The organism is Nocardia shimofusensis NBRC 100134 (assembly GCF_001613125.1).
GTDB classification, from domain to species: domain Bacteria; phylum Actinomycetota; class Actinomycetes; order Mycobacteriales; family Mycobacteriaceae; genus Nocardia; species Nocardia shimofusensis.
Genome location: NZ_BDBT01000001.1, coordinates 472,341 through 480,128 on the forward strand (window position 1 = coordinate 472,341; position 7,788 = coordinate 480,128).

Sequence of the window (7,788 nt, forward strand, 5' to 3'; positions counted from 1 at the left end):
CGGGTGCGAGAATGGCGTGCGTGTCGTCGGCCGAGCGCAACTACGCGGGAGATTCCGCCGCCACGCGCATCCAGCGTCGGCGCGCGACCCTGATCGACACCGCCCTGACGACCATGGCGGGCAAGCTCTGGCGCACCGCCACAGTGGATTCGCTGTGCCGGGCGGCCAAGCTCAACAAGCGCTACTTCTACGAAAGCTTCCCCACTCTCGACGCTCTCGCCGACGCGGTCGTCGAGACCATCGCGAACGAGCTCACCGCAGCCGCGGTCGGCGCCTATCTCCCACTGCTCGGCGAGCCCGTCGAAGCCCAGGCCCGCGCCGCCATCGCCGCCGTGGTCGACGTCCTGGGCGACGACCCACGCAAAGCCCTCGTCCTGCTCGGCGGCGTCCCGGCGGCCCCGGCCACGCACGACAAGCGCACCGCGGTCATCACCGGACTGACGGCCGCCCTGATCGCGCACGCCCGCACCACCCACGATGTGGCGCTGGAACAGGACTCCCTCGCCGCGACCGCCCCCGCCTTCGTCATCGGCGGAACCGTTCAGGCCATCCTCTCCTGGGCCACCGGCGATCTCGCGGTCGATCGCGACCGGCTCGTCGACGACATCACCGCCCTGTGGCTCATCCTCGACCAGGGCGCCGCCGAACTGGCAGGCCGCCGACTCGCCGAACGCGACAGCGCCGAATAGATCGCGGACATCGCCTCCGGCGAAGGGTGGGATTCCGCGCGCCGGGGCGCGCTATCGGCGGAGCACCGAGAGCGGGATCGCCGAGGGGTACGGCCGGGCCGGAATGAGACTGTGATCTCGTTTGCACGGCGGTAACGATCTTGATGCCGGTTCCGACGTGCTAGGTGACAGACGGCCCGTCGGGGGGCCAGTCCTTCCAGCTCGTTTGCACATGGATTGGGGAACGGGACATGGCTCTTCGAGAGTTGTTCGTCCGACAGAAAGCCTTCGCCGCCCGCCACAAGATCGTCTCCACCGCAGCCGCACCGCTGATTGTCGGCACCGCGGTCGTGGTCGGCGCGACGTGGGCGCTGACTTCGCCGCCTACCAGCGTCGACACCGAACTCAAGGCCTCGGTGACGGAGTGTCACGACATGGTGGCGATCTCGGTGGCGGGGCGCAACGACACCCCGCGCGAGGGCTCCACCCTCATGCTCGTCGATGCCAACGGCAACCCGCTGCCGGCCGCGATGGCCGGTGATCACAACAGCGAGTGGCTCGATCCGGTCGTCAACGCCCCCGACGGCGCGGTCGATCCGGACTCGTACCGGGCTGTGTACATCGCCTACCCGGCGAATATGGAGTCCTACGAACAGGCCGTGAACACCGGTGTGGCAAACACCCAGCAAGTCATGCGAGAGATCTCGCAGGCCTGCCCGGACACCCGTTTCGCCATCGTCGGCTACAGCGAGGGCGCCGATGTGGTGCGCCGGGTCGCGATGGGCATCGGCAACGACGAGTCCGCGGACGGCTACGACGTGGTCGATCCGAACAACGTCGTGGGTGTGGTGATCCTGGCCGATTCGGGTCGCGGAGCCGGCGAGGGCCCGTTCATCGGCGCCGAGGATCCGTTCGCCAATCCCGACGGCTTCGACCGGCAGTACCAGAACATCTCGCAGGGCACACCCGGTCAGGGCGCGCTGCCCGGCACCGGCGGCGACTTCGGCGCGCTGAACGGCCGCATCGCCTCCTTCTGCTCCGAAGGCGACCTGACCTGCGCGGCGCCGGAGAACATCTCGCTGCTGCAATTGGTCGTGAACGTGGGCAGGCAGCTCAATGTGGACACCCTCGAACGCGAGGGACTCACCCCGGCGACCGGCGGCGACGTCGCGATGGTGCTCGGGCAGATCGCGCTGGCGGCCTTCTCCGACATCGCCTCGCAGCCGAACTGGATGGCCAGTGACGAGACGTTCCTCGAGGTGCTGCTGCGGGTCTCCGACCCCGAGTACGTGCCGGGCGAGCATCAGCCCGCGCCGGTGGCCGACTCGATCGAGACCGAGGAGATCTCCCCGCTGGCCTACCTGCCGCAGAAGCTGCTCAACGAGGTCGTCGGCCTGCTGGTGACCAACCAGAACACCATTCCGGTGATCATGAGCGATCCGTACAACCTCACCCTCGGCCCCAACCACAGCGGTCACCACTTCGACTACTGGGACGACGCCGACACCTCCGCCGGCAAGCCGCTGACCTCGGCGGAGTACGCCGCGGCGTGGCTGACCCACCTGGCCAAGCAGGCCCAGGCAGGTGAGCCGGTGAACACCCAGGTCGCCCCGGAGCCCGCCGAACTGGCCGTGGCCTACGAAGAGATGAAGGTCAACGTCACCGAGGTCGAGCGCGAGCGCAACGCCTACCTGGCGGCCGCCGCGACGTCGACCCAGCCGTCGACCACGAAGTCGCCCGCGCCGACCACCACCAGCGGTGCGCCGACGACGAGCCCTTCCAGCACGGCCGAAGAGATCGCCGCGACCACCACGGCGCCGGGCACCACCACCGAGGCGCCGAGCACCACGCCGGAAGCGACCGCTCCCGAGTCGGCCACTCAGGAACCGACCGCGCTCGAGCCGACGGAGATCGCTCCGGCGGCGCCCGAGCCGGCCCAGGCCCCGGTACCGACGACCAACGATGCTGTCGCGCCGCCGGCCGTGCGGCCCACCGCCGCAGACAGCGCCCAGGTCACGACCACGACGCCCGTCCCCACTCCCACCGAGGAGCCGGGCGCCCACCGTTAGCCCTTCGCGCACCGACGGCCCTCGCCATCACTACCCAGGTAGTGGAGGCGGGGGCCGTCCGGCGTTCGAGGACGAGGTGGACAGCTGCGGCCCAGGTCGTGGGGGGGCCGTGCCGACACTTGTGGTCGACAACCGACCGAACGAGCAGGTGTGCGACCGCATGCCGAACGCTGTCCACACCGGGCGGCGCACCCGCTGGCAGGATCGTGCTCATGGATGCAGTCCGCGATGCCTATGACGGAATGGCCGGGGAATACGCCGAATTCGCGCGCGGCGCGTTGGCGGGCAACCCGTTCGAGCGCGCGCCGCTCGACGTGTTCGCCGAGTGCGTGGACGCGGGTCCGGTCGCGGACCTGGGCTGCGGGGAGGGCCGGATCACCGGATATCTGGCGAAGGCCGGACTGGACGTGTCCGGCATCGATCTCTCGCCGCGCATGATCGAGCTGGCGCGCGCGGGGCATCCGGGTGTGCGGTTCGACGTGGGCTCGCTGGTACACACCGGGCTGCCGTCCGGGACGCTCGCCGGTCTGGTGGCCTGGTATTCGCTGATCCATCTGCCACCGGAGCGCGTGCCGGACGCGCTGACGGAGTTCGCCCGGGTGCTTCGCGACGGCGGGCACGCACTGCTGGGATTCCAGGCCGCCGGGGCCGACGGTGATCCGGTCGCCTTCGACCACGCGGTCGTCGAGGCGTACCGATGGTGGCCGGAGCGGCTCGGTGCAGCGGCGGAGGCGGCGGGGTTCGAGGTCCTGATGCGGATGGTGCGGGCGCCGCGGCCGGGCGAACGGTTCGATCAGGCGAGCCTGTTGCTGCGCAAGCTGGTCCGCGTCGCGTGAGGCCGCCGCCTCGCGACCTGAGGGAAGAGAAATTGGGTATCCCGCGACAAAACTAGAACGTGTTACTGTCATAACATGGTGCACTCACCGGCCGTTCCCCGCGCCGCACAGGCGAGGCGATGCTCGCGGTATGCGGGGGAATCGGTCGTTTCCGGTGTCATCGAGCCGTTTTCCACGGGAACACGAGACGGCGACTATGCAACCCGTTCTAGAGCATTCGCGGGCCGCGTGAGCTGTTCGCGAGACAGGTAAGGGAGACCAGCACCCGATGCGTACCGAAATCTGCGAGCGGCTGGGGATCGAGTTCCCCATTTTCGCCTTCACCCATTGCCGCGATGTGGCCGCCGCGGTCAGCAATGCCGGTGGCCTCGGCGTGCTCGGCGCGGTCGGCTTCACCGCCGAACAGCTGGAAGTGGAACTGGCCTGGCTCGACGAGCACGTCAACGGCGTCTACGGCGTCGACCTGGTGATCCCCTCCAAGTACGAGGGCAAGGGCATCGACGGGCTGAGCCCCGAAGAGCTCGAGGCCAAGCTCGCCGAGATGGTCCCGCAGGGCCACCGCGACTTCGCCGAGAAGATCCTCGCCGATCACGGGGTACCGAAGCTGCCCGAGGGCGAACACCACAATCAGCTGCTCGGCTGGACCGCGACCACTGCGGGTCCGCAGGTCGAGGTGATCCTGAAGCACCCGAAGGCCAAGCTGGTCGCCAACGCGCTCGGCACCCCGCCCGAGGATGTCGTCGAGCAGATCAAGGATTCCGGGCGGCTGATCGGCGCGCTGTGCGGTTCGGTCAAGCACGCGCTCAAGCACAAGGAAGCCGGGCTGGATTTCGTGGTCTGCCAGGGCACCGAGGGTGGCGGCCACTGCGGCGAGGTGTCCTCGATGGTGCTGTGGCCGCAGGTGATCGACGCGGTCGGCGACCTGCCGGTGCTGGCGGCAGGCGGCATCGGCGACGGGCGTCAGATCGCTGCGGCGATGGCGATGGGCGCGGCGGGCGCGTGGACGGGCTCGATCTGGCTGACCGTCGAGGAGGCCAATGTGCCGCCCGCGCAGATGCAGACGCTCATCGACGCCTCCAGCCACGACACCGTGCGCTCGCGGGCGTGGACCGGCAAGCCGGCGCGCATGCTGCGCAACGAGTGGACCGAGGCGTGGGAGCAGCCCGAGAACCCCGATCCGCTGCCGATGCCGCTGCAGATGATGGTCGCGCTCGACGGCGTCAAGCGCGGGCACCGGTACCCGGAGGCCGCCAAGGACGTCAACTTCAACCCGGTCGGTCAGGTGGTCGGGATGATGCAGAAGGTCGAGCGTTCCGCCGATGTGATGGAACGGCTGGTCAACCAGTACGTCGAGGCGTGCGAGCGGCTCAACAAGCTGAACAGCTGAGTCGGGTCACGACTCCCGCCGGTGCTCGGGCATCCGCTGCTCGAGCACCGGATCGGTGATGCCGCCACGACAGGCCAGCGCGTCGGCATCCCACCCGGCCAGTGCGCTGCCCTCGGTGTAGACCGTTTCGAAGAACTCGAGGGCCGCGCCGACCGGGTCGCCGGTCGCGCGGGCGGCGTCGTAGGAGTAGTACGCCGAATGCCCGGAACCCGAAGGCACCCAGCGGGCGCCCTCGGGCCGCAGGGGGCGGGCGGTGAGGCCCGCGGGCTCGGGCGCGACATAGGAGTAGAAGGTGGGTTCGGGGACCTTGTCGTCGCCGAACCAGAACCCGGCGCTGATGACCTCGCGGGAATAGGCCTCCCGAGTCACCGGGTCGACGGTGGCAGGCATGTCGATGCGGCGCGCGGAGAACCGCTGGACGGCCAGGTCGAAGGTGTGCCAGAACAGGTGGACCGGACTGACCTTGCCCGAGAAGCCGGCGCTGAACTCCTCGAGGATGCGGCCGACCCGGCTCTGCACCGTGAAGGCCCGGCACACCTTGTCCGGGTCGTAGTCGGCGTGCTCGGTGTCCTCTTCGAACCAGCGGGCCGCGTCGGGCAGGTCGAAGGGATGCGGCTGATGCATCACCAGGTCGATGCCGAGGTCGCCGAGGCCGCCCATCACATCGGTGTAGAAGGTCGCGACGGACTTGCCCGGCAGGTCGAACTCGACCTGGACGCCCTCGTCGGTGGCGATGCGCAGCACATGGTCGAAGAAGTCGAACGCGCAGGTGAACACCGGTCCGACGCGGGGGTCGCCGAGGGGAACGGTGGTCCAGCCGCGCGCGGTCAGGCGGAAGGTCATATGCCACCAGTGGTTGCGGCGGATGCCCTTGGCCAGCGCGACCTTGCCGACGACCTGGGCGAACCGGTGCAGCGTCTCTTTCGTCGGTCGCCAGGAGTCCAGCGGGATCGCGGGCAGCAGCTCCGCGGTATCGACGGCGGGTGACTCGGGTACTGCCGACTCGGTCATAGGGCCACGGTACGACCGGTGCGCGGGGTATGCCAGCACCTCGGCCGAATCGCGCGGCTACCGGGCGAGAGCGCCGAACCAGGTCTCCCAGGCCGGCGCGATCAGCGCGGCCATCGCCTCGTACCCGGCCGCGCCGGGGTGCGCGCCGTCGCCCTCGGCGACCTCGCGCATCCACACCTCGTCGACCGACAGCGCGGGCAGGACCGGCACGTACGGGACCGCGGCCGCCGTACAGCGCCGGGCATACTCGGCGTCGAGGTCGCCGAGGCGTTCGTTGTGCTCGGCGTCGGCCACCGGGGGCGGGCCGACCATCAGCGCGGCCCACCCCCTCGCGGCCACCGCGTCGAGCATCCTGGTCAGCGCCGCCGCCGATTCCGCCGCAGCGACACGAGGTTCCCCGGCGGCCCACGCGGTGTCGTTGGCGCCGAAGGAGAGCACCACCGCGGCGGTGGCCCACTCGGGCAGCCGCGGTGCGCATTCGGTGATCAGGCGGTCCTCGATCTCGGGGGCGGTCTGGCCGCGGATGCCCAGGTTGTAGACCGTCAACGGGATCGCCGGGCTGACGGCCGCGGCCAGCCGTCCGGCCCAGCCGAGCCGGTGCGGGTCACCCACCCCGGCGACGAAAGAGTCCCCGGCGAAACACAGACGCAGATCCTCGACCATGGGGCCGATCCTTGCATCCGGGCCGTTCGCGGGTGACCGGCGGCGCAATAGGATCGGGAAGGTCGATCGGGAGGGAGTCGTCTTGTCAGGGGAAACGGCGCGTCCCGCGCCTGCCTGGTTCGTCCAATTGTTCGCGCATCGGCGCTGGATTCGCCGCACCGAACCATTTCCGCACATCTACGCGCGCGAGGTGTTCACGACCGCGTTCTACGAGCATCTGCGCGCCGAGGCCGTGCGGGTGCGCGCGGGCACCACCGACGACATCTCGCTGTGGGCGCTGCGGGACGGGCCGCTGGCGCTGTTCACCTCGCGGGAGTGGCACGATCTGCTCGCCGGGCTCACCGAGCTGCCGGTGACCGGGGACATCACCGGCCACCTGCGGCATCACCCCGTGAACAGCCCAGGACAGCAGCCGCGTACCGGGCTGCGGCGCACGGTGTTTCCGGCGCACGGCGAACCGGGCGACACGCTCGACGAGGCAGCAGGCCACCAGGTCGGCGCGGTTCGGAACATACCCGGCGACGCCGCGGAACGGTCCGGCGCGGCCGCGATCGCCGCGACGGCGCAGGGCCGGGTGACGATCCGCACGTCGGCCCTGCTGTTCCATCTGGGACCGGAGCAGTGGCGACGCGGGGACGGCGGCGAGACCGCGCTGTATCCGGTCGCGGGTGACCGAACGCCCGCTCTCGTTCCGCCGCTGGGCAATTCGCTGGTGCTGTTCGAATGCACCCCCTACACCCGGCACCGCTACCTCGGCGGCAACAGCAGCGCGCGCGACAGCGTGCTGATGTATCTGCACCGCCCGGATGAGACAGGCCGCCCACACGACACAGAAGGAGACGAGCATGGCCGACGGTGACCGGCGGGTCTGTCTGCTGACAGGAGCCGGCGGCGCGCTCGGTGACACGTTCTGCCAGGCCCTGCGCAGCCGCTACGACATCGTGGCCGTGTGCCGCGACCGCACGCCCGCCGCACCCTCGCAGCACGAGTGGTTCGTCGACCCGTTCGCACCGCGCGCCGCGTTGCCGGAGAACGCCTTCCCGGTCTATGTGCTGCACGCCGACCTCACGATCCCCGGTGAGGCGGAGCGGGTGGCCGATCTGGCCGCGGCCCGGTTCGGTGGGGTGGACCTGCTGGTCAACGCCGCCACGGCC

Annotated in this window: 7 protein-coding genes and 1 pseudogene; 6 read left to right on the forward strand and 2 right to left on the reverse strand. The window is 70.1% G+C overall.

The genetic code is table 11. The annotated features are described in order from the left end of the window. The first annotated feature begins 20 nt into the window (after nt 1–20). The 4 genes from NS3_RS02195 (at nt 21) to NS3_RS02210 (ending at nt 4,960) form a co-directional block, all read left to right on the forward strand. Nucleotides 21–689, forward strand: coding sequence for a TetR/AcrR family transcriptional regulator (locus NS3_RS02195; RefSeq protein ID WP_084494978.1), 669 nt, complete (start codon nt 21–23; stop codon nt 687–689). Between the two features lie 230 nt (nt 690–919). After that, nucleotides 920–2,737, forward strand: a complete 1,818-nt coding sequence (locus NS3_RS02200; RefSeq protein WP_067852684.1) for a cutinase family protein — start codon at nt 920–922, stop codon at nt 2,735–2,737. A gap of 212 nt (nt 2,738–2,949) precedes the next feature. Next, nucleotides 2,950–3,573, forward strand: coding sequence for a class I SAM-dependent methyltransferase (locus tag NS3_RS02205; protein ID WP_067852686.1), 624 nt, complete (start codon nt 2,950–2,952; stop codon nt 3,571–3,573). Nucleotides 3,574–3,841: 268 nt separating this feature from the next. Beyond that, complete coding sequence (locus tag NS3_RS02210) at nt 3,842–4,960, forward strand: NAD(P)H-dependent flavin oxidoreductase (RefSeq protein WP_067852688.1); 1,119 nt, start codon at nt 3,842–3,844, stop codon at nt 4,958–4,960. 6 nt (nt 4,961–4,966) lie between these two features. Here NS3_RS02210 and NS3_RS02215 read toward each other — a convergent pair whose 3' ends face one another. Beyond that, nucleotides 4,967–5,971 (reverse strand): DUF5996 family protein, encoded by a 1,005-nt coding sequence (locus NS3_RS02215; RefSeq protein WP_067852690.1) that lies wholly within the window; start codon nt 5,969–5,971, stop codon nt 4,967–4,969. 57 nt (nt 5,972–6,028) lie between these two features. Then, nucleotides 6,029–6,634 (reverse strand): GDSL-type esterase/lipase family protein, encoded by a 606-nt coding sequence (locus NS3_RS02220; protein WP_067852692.1) that lies wholly within the window; start codon nt 6,632–6,634, stop codon nt 6,029–6,031. Nucleotides 6,635–6,716: 82 nt separating this feature from the next. On the opposite strand from NS3_RS02220, the gene NS3_RS02225 reads away from it, so the two are divergent. After that, entirely contained in the window at nt 6,717–7,493 is a 777-nt protein-coding gene (locus NS3_RS02225; protein ID WP_084494957.1) for a 2OG-Fe(II) oxygenase, read from the forward strand. After that, nucleotides 7,480–7,788 (forward strand): annotated as a pseudogene (locus NS3_RS02230) (SDR family NAD(P)-dependent oxidoreductase); the annotation flags it as partial. The gene NS3_RS02225 and the pseudogene NS3_RS02230, both read left to right, overlap by 14 nt.